This window comes from Hymenobacter sp. PAMC 26628 (assembly GCF_001562275.1).
Taxonomy (GTDB): domain Bacteria; phylum Bacteroidota; class Bacteroidia; order Cytophagales; family Hymenobacteraceae; genus Hymenobacter.
The window spans coordinates 4,740,192-4,754,567 of sequence record NZ_CP014304.1 but is presented as its reverse complement, the minus strand read 5'-3'; the positions used below and the strand labels follow the sequence as shown (position 1 = coordinate 4,754,567).

The window sequence follows — 14,376 nt, the reverse complement described above, 5'->3', positions numbered from 1 at the left end:
CAGCCTAAACTTGGATTATGGAATTCTATAATCCATCTTCGCACTTCAATTAAATAGGTAGTGTGATGGACCTGAAAAGCTTTCGGGCAGGATTTTGGCAGCCGCAAGTTGGCTATAAAAGTTTCCAGCCGAGCCCTGTTAATCAGACGTTTACCTGGGACGACCCGGAACTAAATGTGTTGCTGGAAGAGGCCACCCTAAAGTTGGGCGAGCTGAACACGTACTCAGAACTGGCCCCGAGCATCGATTTGTTCATTCAGATGCACGTGGTGAAGGAGGCAACGCAGTCGAGCCGCATCGAGGGCACCAAAACGGCAATGGACGAGGCGCTGATGCGCAAGGAAGACCTGCAACCCGAGCGGCGCGACGATTGGGAGGAGGTGCATAACTACATCGATGCGTTGAATGGGGCCATCACCGAGCTGGACCGCCTGCCGCTGTCGCTGCGCCTGCTGCGTAATACCCATCAGCAACTGATGCAGGGGGTGCGCGGGCAGCACAAGACTCCCGGCGCGTTTCGCACGAGCCAAAACTGGGTTGGCGGGGCCACCCTGCGCGACGCGGCCTTCGTGCCCCCGCACCACCTCGACGTGCCCGCCTTAATGGGCGACCTCGAAGCGTTTCTGCATAACAAGGAGGCACGAGTGCCGCACCTCATCAAAATTGCCATCGCCCACTACCAATTCGAAACCATCCATCCGTTTCTGGATGGTAATGGCCGGCTGGGTCGCCTGCTGATTACGCTGTATCTCGTCAGCAACGGTATTCTGCGTAAGCCGGTACTCTATCTGTCGGACTTCCTGGAAAAGCATAAGAGCAGTTACTACGACAACCTCACGCACGTGCGGACGCACAATGACCTGAACCGCTGGTTGCGCTTTTTCCTGGTGGCCGTGGCCGCTACCTGCGAGCAAGCGCTCAGTACGCTCAAGCGGGTGGTAGCCTTGCGGCAGGAGGTAGACGGCGAGCGCATCCACCCGCTGGGCCGGCGCATTCCGCAGGCGCAGCAGGTGCTACGGCTATTTTATCAGAGCCCGGTGCAATATGCCCGCGACGTGGTGCAGGCAATGGATGGTGCCCCCACGACTACCCAAAAGCTGCTGACCGACCTCGAAGGATTGGGCATTCTGCGGGAGGCCACTGGCTTCAAGCGTAACCGGATATTCGTCTTCACGGAGTATTTAGCCTTGTTTGAGAAGTAAACAACCGGCAGCTTTTCAGAGTCAGTGGCTTAGCCAACCCCGCCGATTTCCGGCCCAAAGTGCCCCCAGCGCCCGGCGTACCTTCGCAGAAAAACGCCGCCATGCTTGCTTCCCGTCTCTTATTTCAGGGCCATGACACCTTTCTCTGCCGCAATAGCTGGCTGAAAAAAGGCTACGACTTCGTGCAGGAAGGCGGCGGCTTCAACGATGCCGACGCGGTGGTGCGGTTGGGGGTAGGCAAGAATATGGTAACGGCCATTCGCTACTGGCTGCGGGCCTTTGGGCTGGCCAACGAAAATGACGAGCTGCTGCCGGTGGCCCACGAGCTGCTGGCCGCCACCGGACTCGACCCCTACGTGGAAAGCGAGGCGACCGTGTGGTACCTGCACTACCTGCTGGTGCGCACCGGCCGGGCTTCGCTCTACCATTTCGTATTCAACGAGCTGCGCAAGGAAGGTTTTTCCTTCAACCGGGCGCAACTGCGGCAGTTTATTGTGCGCAAGTGCGCCGAGCGCAGCTCCTCGATTAATGACAATACCCTGGACTCGGACCTGACCGTGTGCTTGCGCAGCTACGCGCCCTCGGGCAAAAGTGGCCGCTCGGATAAGGTGGATATTGAGGAGGAATCGAACGGCCTGCTGCAAGACCTGGGGCTGCTCACCATCAGCAATACCGATGAGGGGGTGCGCTACCACATCGAAAACCTGGAGCGGCCCGAGCTGCCCTGGCCCGTGGTGCTGCGCGTGATTTTGGAAAACCCGGCCTGGGGCGACAACATCAGCTTCACCGACCTCGAAGTGGCCCCTGACTCGCCGGGCCTGGTATTCGCCCTTAACTCGGCCGGCTTATTTACTAAAATCGAGGAGATGATAGCCCGGTTTCCAACGGCCATTATCTACTCTAGCACGGCGGGCAACCGCGTGCTGACCCTTAAGCGCGAGCTGCTCGACGTGGCCGCCATCATGCAGGAACACTATGGCCAAACCGTTTAGCCCTTCCGTCAACATTGTGCGCGACGCGGCGCAGCCGCTCAATTATCTGCCCACGCCCAACGCGCAGCTCGTGTACCGGCAACTGGGTGCCAACTACCGCACGGGCACGCACTGCTTCAATATCGTGGGAGCCTATGGCACGGGCAAGTCGGCCTTTCTGTGGGCCTTCTGCCAAACCCTGACCGGGCAGCAAACTTACTTCGCGGCCGATGGCGACCCGCTGACGGGCCGGCCGGCGCGGTTTGAGCAGTTTGTGGGGCAGTATGTGTCGCTGCGCGAGGTATTTGCGCAGCGCTTCGTGCCGGGCGGCTCAGCCGCTACGCCCACGCCCGAGATTCTGGCCGGCATCGAGGCCCACTATCGCGCCCACGCGCCGGGCCTACTCGTGCTGGTGCTGGACGAGTTTGGGAAGTTTCTGGAACACGCGGCCCGCGAAAACCCCGAGCAGGAGCTGTACTTCATTCAGGAGCTGGCCGAGTATACCAACGATGCCACCAAGCACGTGCTGCTGCTCACCACCGCCCACCAAGACGTGAGCGCCTACGCCGTGGGGCTGAGCCGCCCGCAGCGCCTGGAATGGGAAAAGGTGAAGGGCCGCCTCAAGGAGCTGACCTTCAACGAGCCGGTGGAGCAGCTGTTACTGCTTGCTGCTGAGCAGCTGGCTACCAATGAACTGCCCACCGCCCCCGACCCCGCCACCAACGAGCGGCTACTCGCGGCCATTGCGCAGGCGCAGGTGTTTCCGCTGCGCGACTACTTCACGGCCGAGATGCAGCGCCGGCTGTGGCCGCTCGACCTGCTGGCTGCCGCCGTGCTGGTGCAGGCCCTGCAACGCTACGGGCAAAACGAGCGCTCGTTGTTTTCGTTCCTGCGGGCCAACGACTACCTGGGCCTGGAGCAAAGCGCGGCAAGCGGCACCTACTACAGCGTGAGCCGGGTGTACGACTACCTGAGCTACCACTACTACGCCCTGCTTTCCTCGCGCTTCAATCCCAACTTCGCGCAGTGGGCCATCATCCGCGACTCACTCGACCGGCTCAGCAAACACTTCGAGCAGCAGGCCGACCTCGACGCGGCCCGGCAGCTGGTCAAAACCATTGGGCTGCTCACCATCTTCGCGCCGGCTGGGGCCGAAATCAGCGCCGAGTTTCTGGAAGTGTACGCGCAGACGAGCCTGGGCGTGCCCGCCGTAGCCAACGCGCTGCGGACGCTGCAAACGCAGCAAATCGTGCGCTTCGTGGCCCACAAAAACAGCTACATCCTGTTTGAGGGCACTTCGCTCGATATTGAGCTGGCCATTGACGAGGCCGGCACCCTCGTGGAGCAGGTCACGGACGTGGCCACGCGGCTGAGCGGCTTCTTCGATTTTCCCTACATTCCGGCCAAGCAGGTGTCGTTTGAGGTGGGCACGCCGCGCATTTTTGAGGTGCGCATGACCGACCATGTGCTGCTCGATGAGCCGGAGGGTGAAGTAGATGGCTTCATCAACCTTATTTTCTCGGATACCATTACCGAAGAAACGCTGCGGCGCACGGTGGGCGAGCGGCGCACGGCCACGCTCTACGGCATCTACCGGCGGGCGGGCGAGATAAAGCGGCTCATCCGGGAGCGCGACAAGGTGGCCAAGGTGCGCGACCAAAACCTGGGCGACCGCATTGCCGTGCGCGAGCTAGATGGCATTCTGGAGCACCAAGATGCCCTGCTGCGCCACTACGTGCTCGATAGCCTGTACGCTGCCGACGGCAACATCACCTGGTTTTTCAACGGGCAGGCGGCCACCGCCTTTGAGGGCCGCCGGGCCTTCAACCGCTGCCTGTCGGCCATTGCCCACGAGGTGTACCCGGCCACGCCTGCCTACCGGAGCGAGCTGGTCAACCGCACCAATTTGTCGGTGCCCATCCTCACGGCCCGCAAGAACTTCATTCGGGCTTTGTTTGAGAAGTGGCAGTATGCTGAGCTGGATTTCCCCGCTAAAAACTTCCCGCCCGAAAAAACCATCTACCTCTCGCTGCTCAAGGAAACCGGGATGCACCGGATATTGGGCGGCGAGTACACCCTGACCGCGCCCACCAACACTACTTTCTTACCCCTTTGGGAAGCGTCGGAGGCGTTTTTGCAGCGTTCGCAGGACGGGCACCTCAAGGTGCGTGAGCTAATGGACATGCTCACAGCTAAGCCCTTTAAGCTCAAGCAAGGCTTCGTGGACTTCTGGGTGCCGGTGTTCCTGTTTATGAAGCGCCACGAGTTTGCGCTCTACGGTGAGCAGGGCCGCTACATTCCTGACCTCACGGCTGACGTAGTGGACTTGTTTACCAAGAACCCGGCCCTGTACACAGTGAAGGCGTTCTCGCTGCTGCCCGAAAAGCTGGCGCTGTTCAACGAGTACCGCGAGTTGCTGGAGCTTGCGCCCGCCGAGCAGATGTCGAACAGCAGCTTTATCGAATCCATCAAGCCGTTTCTGGCTTTTTATAAGCAATTGCCAGCTTACGCTAAGAAGACAACCAAGCTTTCGGCCACTACGCAGCGGCTGCGCGAAACTATTGCTGTTGCCAAAGACCCGGAAGCGGCTTTTTTCGAGCAGTTTCCGGGCGCGTTAGGCTTCAACCGGCTAGAGCTTCAGCGCGATGCGGCCATGCGCGAGCGCTACGTAAGGACGCTGCAAGATGCCATTGCCCGCCTGCGGCAAGCCTACCCCACTTTGTTGCAACGCCTCGAAGAGTTTATTGCCCACGAGGTAGCAGCTACTGAGCCCGAATTTGCGCAGTATAAGAGGCAGTTGCAGGACCGTTTTCGGGGCCTCAGTCCGGCGCAGCTACCGGAGGGGCTACGGCAGTTTCAGCAGCGCTTGATGTCGCGGCTTGATGACCGAGATGCTTGGTTAAATTCGATGGCCAATGCGCTGTTGAGTAAAAGCCTAGCTGATTTCACCGATGCTGACGAAACGCGGTTTCAGGATAAATTTCAGCAGTCTGTACACGAATTGGATAACCTTAATGACCTTGTACAGCGGCAGCATGAATTTAATCCAGACGTAGAAGATTTCTTCCGTATCAGCATAGCGGCGTTTGGAGAAACAGAGAAAAAACTTATTATCCGTCGGCCTAAGCTTGCGAGCGCTGCTCGCACAGCCGATGCTGAAGTAGAAGAAAGTATTCGAGCGTTGCTAGGGCCGGACAAATCACGAAACCGGGTTATCTTGGCCCGACTATTACAGGAGCAACTATCCGATGAAGAATAAGCCACTTCGGCATGTGTTAGGTATTTCGGGCGGCAAAGACAGCGCCGCGCTGGCTATCTACCTGCGCCACCGCCACCCCGAGCTGGAAATGGATTACTATTTCTGCGACACGGGCAAGGAATTACCAGAAACCTACACCCTCATTAGTAACCTTGAAAACTACCTAGGGCAGAAAATAACGCACCTCGACGCGGTGACAGGTAGCCCCGAAGACTCGTTCGACCACTTCGTGCAGGTGTACGGCGGGTTCCTACCCTCGTCGAGTGCCCGGTGGTGTACCAAGAAGCTGAAATTGGAGCCGTTTGAGCGCTACGTGGGCACCGACCCGGTAGTATCCTACGTGGGCATTCGGGGCGATGAGGACCGGGAGGGCTACATCTCGCGCAAATCTAATATTCAGTCCATCTTCCCATTTCGCCGCAACATCTGGAGCGAAGACGTAGTGCAGCGGGTGTTGCAACCCGATTCCCTATCCCGTTTGGGCGGACTTTATGCCGAACTAAGCGAGCCGGCCACCCGCTCGCGCATACTCGCCCTCGCCGAAGCGCCCGTAAGTCGGAGTTTCACCCGCCCGCAGAAGCTGAATGCACTGCTTGATGCTGACGTGAAGCTGTTTAACCAAGTAGTATTTCAGCTACTGCGTGATACGGCCTATCCTTTAGCACAGGCTCCTGATTTTGCTTTGCTCGACAACGATGAGAACCTGATTCGGGAAGACATTTTTCGGTTGCTGCGCGAAAGTGGGGTGGGTGTGCCGGCCTACTACGAGAAGCGCACCTTTGAAGTAGATGGCCAAACGGGCGAGTACGCCCGCAGCCGCTCCGGCTGCTATTTCTGCTTCTTTCAGCAAAAAATTGAGTGGGTATGGCTCTATGAGCAGCACCCTGAGAAATTCAAGCAAGCACTAGCCTACGAAAAAGACGGCTACACGTGGATGGAGGAATCACTAACCGACCTCATTAAGCCCGAGCGTATCCGGCAAATCAAGCTTGATACTATTGCAAAACAGCAGCGTACTAGGCAGCCACAAAGTGTATACCTATTGGACGTTCTTGAGGATGAAGAAAGCGTAGGTTGCGCTTCCTGTTTTATTTGAGCATTTTATAAACTCATAAATTCGATGAACTCCCCTGTTTTTCTGCCAATAAATCCTGGTCGCGTTTTGTACGGCCTTAGCCGTATTGGCTATACACCGGAATCGGCCGTTTGTGATATTGTTGATAATGCAGTAACTGCGGGGTCAAAAAATATTGATATCCTCATAGTAAAACGAGAGGTAAAGGGCCGTGACACTCTTCGCAACAACGTTAGTGAATACCTCATTATTGACGACGGGAAGGGAATGGATGAGGCTGGTATTCAAAACGCGCTAACCCTTGGCGCGTCGGAAGTCAACTATGCCTCGAATTCACTGTCGAAGTTCGGATTGGGTTTAAAATCGGCGGCGTTTTCGCAGGGTGATGAATTGGACGTAATCTCATCGCCGGGAGGTGGAGCACCATTTATTAAGTACCGAGTATCGCTGCCGAGCATTACGGACGAGTATTTCGCTACCCGTCAAGACCTGTCCGACGAGGACCGTACACTATTATCGAAGTATCTGGCCGATGGACACGGTACAATAGTGCGTGTGGGTGAAGTGCGACGCGAAGGGCATCCGTCCGTGCGAGATACGTTAGAGTTGCTACGCTATCGGGTAGGAGTTATTTACTACTACTTCATGCTCGATGGAGCACTTACTATTCGTCTGGAAGACAAGAAAATCGCGCCCGTTGATATATTGTTTACCAAAGAGGCACATGGCAACATGGACGACGCGACTTGGAATGGCCGCGAAGTCAAGTGGTTGCAACACCCGCTTGAAATCCCGCTCGATAAAGAAACCGGGGTAGTTTGCACGTTAGAAGTGACGCAGCTTCCTCACCCGCCAACCTTTACTGCTGATGGCCGGGGTCAGGACAAAATAATCCGCGACCAATATCGCATAACCGCTAAAAATTACGGATACTACGTGTACCGTAACAAGCGCCTTATTGCCTGGGCTGATTCACTTGACGGCATGATTCAGACCGACCAAGATTTATGGTCGTTCCGTGGGCGTATTCTTATTGACGACTCGGCCGATAATGTCTTCAATATTGACGTTAAAAAAACGTCCATGAAACTGTCGGAAGAGGCTTGGGATGCCATCTTCGACCTTACCAAACACTACAAGCGTAATAGTATCAAAGCATGGAATCGGGCCATCATGCTAAAGAAAGAGGCGGAAGCACAGGATGCCAACCGTCACAGCAACGATATCATCGCGCATCTCAACACCCCCGAAACTCTTCCGGGACAGCCGGTACTCTCACCTACCAAAAGCGCGGAAGTAGATGAACAGATTGCAGAATCCTTCAAAGCCAATGTGCAGCAGCAGGCTGAGCAAGCGGCGGCTATAAAAGCCGCCGTGCATGGCCCTGATAGCGACCCAAAAACCGAGGAAGAGCAGTTTGAGGAAGTACTAAAAGGCGACCCGAATCCTTACCTGACTAAAATATTCCGGGTGCCGTCGCTGCCTGACAATCAATTGTGGGAGCCGTATTATGATGCTCAACACGAGTATTGTGTGCGTATCAATCGTTACCACCGTTTTGCTAAGCTGTTATTTGAAGAAAACGCTAATAATTCAGACATGCAGGTGCTGTTTGAGTTATTTCTACACCAATTGTCGGTTGCCGAAGTACAGTTCCGCAAGCTCTTTCATGAAAACTTCCCTAGTCTAAAACTGAGTGACGAGAAGGTTGAAAAATTGACTAGTGAGTTTCGTAAGTACGCCGCTGGCAACCTGGCTTATATGTGTGGCAAGCTTGATGATAAGCTCCCGCGCAACGAATAGCCGCTAGAAGCTTATGTCGAATGTGGTACGTACCGAAGTAGCCGATATTTTTAACGGTCGTGACAGGGCTTACATATATATCTGGCTTTCAAAACTGGCCGGAGCAGTGTATGTAGGCCAAACCGCTGGACCCAATGGTACCCTAGGCCGGGGCTACGCGCATTTTCGCAGTCGTGGGCAATTACGCCGACAGATGGACAAAAAGCTAGGCGTGGAGCCAGAGGACTTCAATGACTTCCTAATAACTTCTTATTTACTACCAGTAAAAGAAGAATTTATTGGCCCTGAAAGCTCCTACCGCGAAGCCGTGGAATATTTGGTTCAGCGCACGTTACAATTGCGGCGCGGACAAGTGCGGCCAGGATTTCGTATTATCTCTTGGGTACGAGACAATGACCGAACCCGAGACTTATCCGTGCAACTATTAGCACAGCAGATAACCGAAGATTTTCTACTACATTATAGTTTGTAATATCCTTCTGCGGCGATGAAAGGTGCTACCCAACAGCTTCAGCAGCTCTGGGTTGAAGCTGAGGTTCTTGGTTACGTTCTTTAGCAGGTCCTGCGCATCGGTGCTATCCACGGCGATGGCATCCTTGCGCTTCTTTTCCAGCTCGGCGAGGCGGCCACCGGGCTTGCCGAGCTGCGCCATCAGAAACTTGCGCAGCTCCTTAGTTTCCTCGCCCTCTTTCAGCCGGTCGCGCGAGCCCATAAACAGCTCGCCGCGAAACTTGGGTAGCAGGTGAGTGCAATCGACGTGAATGAGCAGGCTGTTTTTCAGCAGGCTGAGCTTCAGCGCCCGCGTGATAAACTCCGATGAGTAGGAGCCGTGGACCTGCCCGTTCATGGCGAAGAGCACGGCCATGTTGTTCTTGAAAAACTCGTCCTGAATGGTCTTGTTGCTTTCCTTGACCGTTTTGCCCTCCACCTTGGTGCGAAACACGTAGCACGTCACGCGCATGGCCCCGAACTCACGGGTCTGGAAATCTTCCGTGAAGCTCGTTTCCACGTACTTGCTGTCCTGCTTTTCCAGCCGCTGCTTCAGGCCGTAGAGCACCCGCTCTAGGGCTCGGTCTTTGGGGTAGCGCTCCTTAGTTTCGACGGTGAGCAGCGGCAGCGCCGGGTCAAACAGGTATTCGTTGAGGCTGCGGCCCAGGTCGCGGGTCACCATGCGCGAGCCCTCCGGCAGCTTATAAGAATACAGCTTGAGCACGGTGCCTGTGGTAAACCGGCGGTTGTGCAGGCCCAGGTCGAGGTCGGTGATGGGGAACGATGGAATGCGCCCGCCAACCGTGAAGTACTCGTACCAGGTGTTCTTCTTGTCATTCTCCTCATCGGCCCGCAGCTGATGCTTGCGGGTGAGTGTGAAGCCGAACTCGCCCGTACCATCGTAGCGCCGCGAGGCAATAAGCTGATAGCCATGCCGGCCACAAAACACAATGGCCCCGCTGCCGCCCATGTTGTACTTGCCCTGCACAAAATGCACGTTGTTCTTATTGCCGCGCAGCAGCGACAGCAGCGTAGTTTCGAAGTTAGCCGGGTGCTGCCCCTCGCCGTTGTCGTAGAGCACGAGCGACGGCTGCCGCACCGACCCCGAAGCGATAATCTGTATGTTCTCAGCCTGCGCCCGCCGGAAGCCCGGCAGGTCCCAGTTGGCCGCCGCTGCCCCGTAAAACAGCCGCACGGCCTCGTCCATCGTGCGGGGCGCGGCGGCCGACGTGGGGTCCAGGTCCGCCTCGTAGTACTTGCGCATCAGGGTGGCATCAATCGAGTTAGTCAGCTTCTCCACGAGCGCCGCAATCGGCGAAGCCTGCTGATTCTCGATAACGCCGTACATATTCTCGTTGCCCCCTAGCGGCTTCCAATTAGCCTGAGCAAATACGGCCGGCTCTCGTTCAATAATTCGCTCCACCGCCTGCTCGTCGGGGCAATTGAAAAGGGCTAAAAATAAAGCTTTTAGGTCAGTAGTGTTTGTAAATAAATCCATGTGTTTGCCGGGCGTACTTTCAGAGGCAAGGTAAGCTTTGAGGAGCGGCTATACACCAGAATTTCACTATGAAACTACTCTTTCTTACCTTGCTCTTGGCCCTGCTTCCCCTGGCGTTCGGCATTTGGGTAAATAGCACTGCCCCTTACCCACCCACCCGCGCCTACAGCCCCGCCCACTGCACCCGCTACTGCGCCGCCCACAGCTGCCGCCACGCCACCCGCGCCAACAGCCCGGTGTACTTCCGGCTGCGGCCGCTGTACGCGGCTACCGTTGCAGGGCTGATGGTGGGCGGTGGGGCGCGCTATGCGGCGGTCAACATCGGCTTTTACCTGGTATTTATTTCGGGGCTGCTCTTGTGGCTCACGTATGGGGCGATGCGCAATGCCCGGCGCATCCGCCAATTCCGCCAGCTGGTATGAGCCCGTTCGACCATCTGCTGGCCCGTTTCGTTCACCTCGCGTTCTGGTACTGCTGCGACTTTATGGTGAACCTCGGCAACCGCACCCATACGTCTTATAACGAGGCCAATACCTGGGTGCTGCTGCTTGGTATTCCGGGGCTGCTGACGGTGCTCGTGGGGGTGCGGGTGGCACAGGGGTTTCAGCTGCGGCGGTTGCGCCGCCGGTAGCTGGGCCAAAGGAATTGAGCTTTTTAGCAAAGCAACATTGAGCCGCTCAACAAAGCTGGCTCCGGGGCCCCGCCAGACCTTTGCAGGGAACTTAACCCTTTCAAAATCATGAGCAAAGTATGGTTTATCACCGGCAGCTCGCGCGGCTTGGGCCGGAGCCTGACCACCGCTGTGCTAGTCCACGGCGACCAGGTAGCCGCCACCGCCCGCCACCCCGAGCAGCTCGCCGACCTTGTGTCGCAGTACGGGGCCCGCATCCTGCCGCTGGCGCTGGATGTAACTGATAACAAGCAAATATCCGACGCCGTGGCGGCTGCCGTGGCCCGCTTCGGCCGCCTCGATGTGGTGGTGAACAATGCCGGCTTCGGCATCACGGGGGCGGCGGAGGCCTACACTGGGGAGCAGGTACGCGGCCAGCTGGAGGTCAACCTCTACGCGCCCATCGCCGTGACGCGCGCCGTGCTGCCCTACTTGCGCCGGCAGCGCAGCGGCCACATCCTGCAAATCAGCTCGATGGGCGGGCGCGTGGGCAACCCCGGCGTGAGCATTTACCAAGCGGCCAAATTTGGGCTGGGCGGCTTCAGCGAGGCGCTGGCCAAGGAAGTGGCCCCGCTGGGCATCCGCGTGACGTGCGTGGAGCCCGGCGGCTTCCGCACCGACTGGGCCGGCGCGTCGATGAGCTACGCCCCGGCCGTGGAAGGCTACGAAATGACCGTGGGGCCCCGCATTGAGCTGTTTTAGAGCGGTGGCTTCGTGCCCATGGGCGACCCCGACAAAGCCGCGCAGGTCCTGATTGCCCTCGCCGCCCACCCCGCGCCGCCCGTGCACCTGCTGCTGGGCAGCGAGGCCGTGGCCATCACCGAATTTGCGGAAGCCGCCAAGCACGCCGAGCTGGAGCAGTGGCGCGCCGTCAGCATTTCCACCGACCACGACGAAGCCGTTAACTTCCTGGAAACGGCCGCCGGCCAAGCCTACGTGCAAAGCCGCTAGCCCGCCGGCTGGCCACATTACCCGGGCCGGCTGGTCGCTAACCCGACGCCCAGCCGGCCGCGCGGCACCTTATTTTAGCCCATGCTCAGCCGCCAGGAAGCGCCCGCCAGGCCCCCCATTCTCTACTCCTGCTACACCAACCTCAGCCGTGAGGGCGAGCAGTTCGTGCCTGAGCATATGTTCAGCTGCCAGCTGCTAGCTGGCCGGCACGCTGCTGCTCTACGACGGCGACCAAACCCACGAGCTGACGGCCGGCACGTTCCGGTTGGTGAAGCGCAACCACTTGGTCAAATTCAAAAAGCAGCTCTCCGCGGACGGCGATTTTCAGTCGCTGTCCGTGTCGTTCGACCAGGAAACGCTGCGGGCGTTCAGCCGCGAGTACGGCTACCGCGCCGAGCCGCTGCCGGCCGGCGGCGCCTTATTCCCGCTGCGCCCCGACGCCCGCTACCAGGGCTACCTCGCCTCGCTGGGGCCCTACCAGCAGCTGGCGGCGGCCACGGCCGGCCCGCTGCTGGCGCTGAAGGTGCGCGAGGCCCTGCTCATTTTGCTGCAAGCCAACCCCGCGCTCAAAGACGTACTTTTTGATTTTACGGAGCCGGGCAAAATCGACCTGGCCGCGTTCATGGAAAAGAATTTTCGCTTCAACGTGGCCCTCAGCCGGTTTGCTTACCTCACGGGCCGCAGCCTGGCCACGTTCAAGCGCGATTTTGAGAAGCTCTTTCGCCTGTCACCCAGCCGCTGGCTGCTGCAACGGCGCTTGCAGGAAGCCCACTACCTGCTCAAAGAACGGGGCTGGGCCCCGTCGGACGTGTACCTGGCAGTGGGGTTTGAGAACCTGTCGCACTTCTCCTTCGCCTTCAAAAAAACCTACGGTCGGGCCCCATCCCACCTCTGACCGGCGCCGCCCGGGGCCCTAATAGTCGCTCTGCACCCCGGCCGGGATGGCCACCGCCAGCCGGTTTTCGACCGGCGGCACGGGGCAGGAGTAGGCCGGGCTGTAGGCGCACGACGGGTTGTATGCGCGGTTGAAGTCGAGCTGCAGGGTGCGGCTACCGGCGGTGGGCTCGCGCAGGTCGAGGTAGCGCCCGCCGCCGTAGCTGCCGTGGCCGTTGGTGAGGTCGGTGAACGGCACGAACAAGTAATCGGCAAAGCCGGGCCGCGTCATCAGTTCCAGGTTTTGGTACACGCTCAGCTTCAACGCCTGGCCGGCCAGCGTGAAGTACAAGTCGCCGTACTTGCGGTACATCGGCCGGCGGGCGGTGCTGGTGGGCATGGCAAACGGCGCGGCCGTGGAGTCGCGCACCAGCCGCGCCGGCACGCAGTAGCGGTAGCCCACCGGGTAGTAGGGCAGTGCCCGAAACGCCTGCCGCGCGGCCGCCGGCAACGGCGACTCTTTGGGGTCGCTGAACTCGTGGTTCAGGTCGCGTTGAAATTTGGCTACGCTCCGGGCGTGAGACACTGAGTCGGTTCGTGCCCCCGGCGCCGTTTGTGCCAGTGCGGGGGGGGCGCACAACAGTAGCCCCACCCCGGCAATTAGTTGAAAGATGCGCATGGCGTAAAGCTAGGGCCCCGGGTGGCGCCTCTAAACCTACCATTGGCTACCTAGGGGCGAAGGGGTTGGTGAAGCGGTTTAGGAAGTCGTCGGTACGTCATGCCGAGCGCAGCCGAGACATCTCGCGCGCAGCAGTAATCCAATCGGCGCAACGATGCATGCGAGATGTCTTGGCTGTGCTCGGCGTGGCGGCCTATTCTTGACTTTTTAGGCTTCCTAAATCGCTTCGATATTTGCCCCGGCTTACTGCCTCACCGCCCGCCCGTGCTGCCGCCCGGCGAAACCGCCCTGCTCACTTTTCGCCTGCACGGCACCATTCCGGCCGCCGCCGCGCATGCGCTGCAAGCCGCGCGGGCCCAGCCGGCCGGCGCCGACTACCACCGGGCCCAAAAGCAATTCTTCGCCCGCTTCGACGCCGTGCTCGACCGGGGCCCCAGCGGCCCGCGCCACTTCGAAACCGAGAAAATAGCCGAGGTGCTAGCCGGCGAAATCCTGATGCTGGCTGAAACCGGCTTCGTCGTGCACGGCTTCGCCATTTTGCCCAACCACGCGCACCTGGTGCTGCACCTGCCGGCCCGCAGCGGCCTGTCGTTCGCCAAAGCCGTGGACCTGCTGCACCTGCGCACCGCCGCTGCCTGCCGCCGCCTGGTGCGCCCCAAGCTGCCGCCCGAAGCGGAGTTCTGGCACGCCGGCTGGCTCGAAATTCCGCTGCTCGCCGCCGCCGAGCTGGCCGGGGCCCTAGCCTACGTACGCGGCAACGCCCGGGCCGCGGGCCAGCCGGCGCGGTTCCAGGCGTGGCCTTATGTGAATGAGTAGATGAAGGAATGGTTGAATGGAAGAATGAGTGAATGGAGGAATAAATATTCGTAAGCTTGGCAAATTTTCATTCACCCATTCTTCCATTCA

14 protein-coding genes are annotated in these 14,376 nt (G+C 58.7%); 12 read left to right on the top strand and 2 right to left on the bottom strand.

What is annotated here, in order from left to right; genetic code table 11:
- Positions 1-65 precede the first annotated feature (65 nt).
- The 6 genes from AXW84_RS20595 to AXW84_RS25240 all read left to right on the top strand — a co-directional run bounded on the left by AXW84_RS20595 (position 66) and on the right by AXW84_RS25240 (position 8,782).
- The gene (locus AXW84_RS20595; RefSeq protein WP_068237772.1) at positions 66-1,202 is read left to right on the top strand and encodes a Fic family protein; all 1,137 of its coding nucleotides are present in this window, start codon (positions 66-68) and stop codon (positions 1,200-1,202) included.
- A gap of 101 nt (positions 1,203-1,303) precedes the next feature.
- On the top strand, positions 1,304-2,194 hold the full coding sequence (locus tag AXW84_RS20590) for a DUF4007 family protein (RefSeq protein WP_068237769.1): 891 nt from the start codon (positions 1,304-1,306) through the stop codon (positions 2,192-2,194).
- Positions 2,178-5,432, top strand: coding sequence for a hypothetical protein (locus tag AXW84_RS20585; RefSeq protein WP_071892378.1), 3,255 nt, complete (start codon positions 2,178-2,180; stop codon positions 5,430-5,432). Before AXW84_RS20590 ends, AXW84_RS20585 begins: the two co-directional genes overlap by 17 nt.
- Complete coding sequence (locus AXW84_RS20580; RefSeq protein ID WP_068237762.1) at positions 5,422-6,528, top strand: phosphoadenosine phosphosulfate reductase family protein; 1,107 nt, start codon at positions 5,422-5,424, stop codon at positions 6,526-6,528. Before AXW84_RS20585 ends, AXW84_RS20580 begins: the two co-directional genes overlap by 11 nt.
- Before the next feature lie 24 nt (positions 6,529-6,552).
- On the top strand, positions 6,553-8,310 hold the full coding sequence (locus AXW84_RS20575) for an ATP-binding protein (RefSeq protein WP_082774019.1): 1,758 nt from the start codon (positions 6,553-6,555) through the stop codon (positions 8,308-8,310).
- A gap of 13 nt (positions 8,311-8,323) precedes the next feature.
- Positions 8,324-8,782 carry a hypothetical protein gene (locus tag AXW84_RS25240; protein ID WP_157887163.1) on the top strand — a complete coding sequence of 153 codons (459 nt, stop codon included), beginning with the start codon at positions 8,324-8,326 and terminating at the stop codon, positions 8,780-8,782.
- On the opposite strand, the gene AXW84_RS20570 is transcribed toward AXW84_RS25240, so the two are convergent.
- Positions 8,765-10,147 carry a hypothetical protein gene (locus AXW84_RS20570; RefSeq protein WP_157887162.1) on the bottom strand — a complete coding sequence of 461 codons (1,383 nt, stop codon included), beginning with the start codon at positions 10,145-10,147 and terminating at the stop codon, positions 8,765-8,767. The two genes, AXW84_RS25240 and AXW84_RS20570, sit on opposite strands and share 18 nt — an antisense overlap.
- A 245-nt stretch (positions 10,148-10,392) precedes the next feature.
- On the opposite strand from AXW84_RS20570, the gene AXW84_RS20565 reads away from it, so the two are divergent.
- The 5 genes from AXW84_RS20565 (at position 10,393) to AXW84_RS20550 (ending at position 12,813) form a co-directional block, all read left to right on the top strand.
- On the top strand, positions 10,393-10,719 hold the full coding sequence (locus AXW84_RS20565) for a hypothetical protein (protein WP_157887161.1): 327 nt from the start codon (positions 10,393-10,395) through the stop codon (positions 10,717-10,719).
- Entirely contained in the window at positions 10,716-10,928 is a 213-nt protein-coding gene (locus tag AXW84_RS20560; protein ID WP_068237751.1) for a hypothetical protein, read from the top strand. Before AXW84_RS20565 ends, AXW84_RS20560 begins: the two co-directional genes overlap by 4 nt.
- A 108-nt stretch (positions 10,929-11,036) precedes the next feature.
- A complete protein-coding gene (locus tag AXW84_RS20555) occupies positions 11,037-11,669 on the top strand; it encodes an SDR family NAD(P)-dependent oxidoreductase (RefSeq protein WP_236943183.1) in 633 nt (210 codons plus the stop codon).
- Between the two features lie 18 nt (positions 11,670-11,687).
- Entirely contained in the window at positions 11,688-11,918 is a 231-nt protein-coding gene (locus AXW84_RS26070; protein WP_236943182.1) for a hypothetical protein, read from the top strand.
- A gap of 199 nt (positions 11,919-12,117) precedes the next feature.
- Positions 12,118-12,813, top strand: a complete 696-nt coding sequence (locus AXW84_RS20550) for a helix-turn-helix domain-containing protein (RefSeq protein WP_442905616.1) — start codon at positions 12,118-12,120, stop codon at positions 12,811-12,813.
- 18 nt (positions 12,814-12,831) lie between these two features.
- Here the strand turns inward: AXW84_RS20550 and AXW84_RS20545 are convergent, their stop codons facing one another.
- Entirely contained in the window at positions 12,832-13,377 is a 546-nt protein-coding gene (locus AXW84_RS20545) for a DUF1684 domain-containing protein (protein ID WP_157887160.1), read from the bottom strand.
- A gap of 357 nt (positions 13,378-13,734) precedes the next feature.
- On the opposite strand from AXW84_RS20545, the gene AXW84_RS20540 reads away from it, so the two are divergent.
- Positions 13,735-14,286 carry a hypothetical protein gene (locus tag AXW84_RS20540; RefSeq protein ID WP_068237749.1) on the top strand — a complete coding sequence of 184 codons (552 nt, stop codon included), beginning with the start codon at positions 13,735-13,737 and terminating at the stop codon, positions 14,284-14,286.
- Positions 14,287-14,376: the final 90 nt, after the last annotated feature.